We start from the raw sequence: 652 nt of genomic DNA, 5'->3' as shown, positions 1-652 counted from the left end.
TCGCACGATATCCCGTTTGGCAATCGCATCGAACTGTTCATCGGCTGCTTCGTCGGCGCCATCACCTTCTCCGGTTCGGTGATCGCCTTCGGCAAGCTGTCGGGCAAGTACAAGTTCCGCCTGTTCCAGGGCGCGCCGGTGTCCTTCGCCGGGCAGCATATGCTGAACCTGCTGCTGGCGCTGGCCATGATCGGCTTCGGCGTGATCTTCTGCCTTTCGCAGGACTGGCTGCCCTTCCTGCTGATGCTGGCGATCGCCTTCGTGCTGGGCGTGCTGATCATCATCCCGATCGGCGGCGCGGACATGCCGGTGGTGGTGTCGATGCTGAACTCGTACTCGGGCTGGGCGGCGGCGGGCATTGGCTTCTCGCTCAACAACCCGATGCTGATCGTCGCCGGCTCGCTGGTGGGATCGAGCGGTGCCATCCTCTCGTACATCATGTGCCGCGCGATGAACCGTTCGTTCTTCAACGTGTTGCTGGGCGGCTTCGGCGGCGCGCCGGCGGCGGCCGCTGCCGGCGGCCAGGCGCAGCGCAACGTGAAGTCCGGCTCGGCCGACGACGCGGCCTTCCTGATGGGCAATGCCGAGACCGTGATCATCGTGCCGGGCTATGGCCTGGCGGTGGCGCGCGCGCAGCATGCGCTCAAGGAAC

1 protein-coding gene is annotated in these 652 nt (G+C 65.8%); it reads left to right on the top strand.

From position 1 onward, the window contains the following. On the top strand, positions 1-652 hold a 652-nt coding region (locus tag AC1DQ3_RS36650), incomplete at both ends, for an NAD(P)(+) transhydrogenase (Re/Si-specific) subunit beta (RefSeq protein ID WP_477124969.1).

It is taken from the genome of Cupriavidus sp. 01T418, assembly GCF_056398885.1.
Note: the sequence above shows the minus strand (reverse complement) of the source record. Positions and strands in the feature narration are given on the sequence as shown.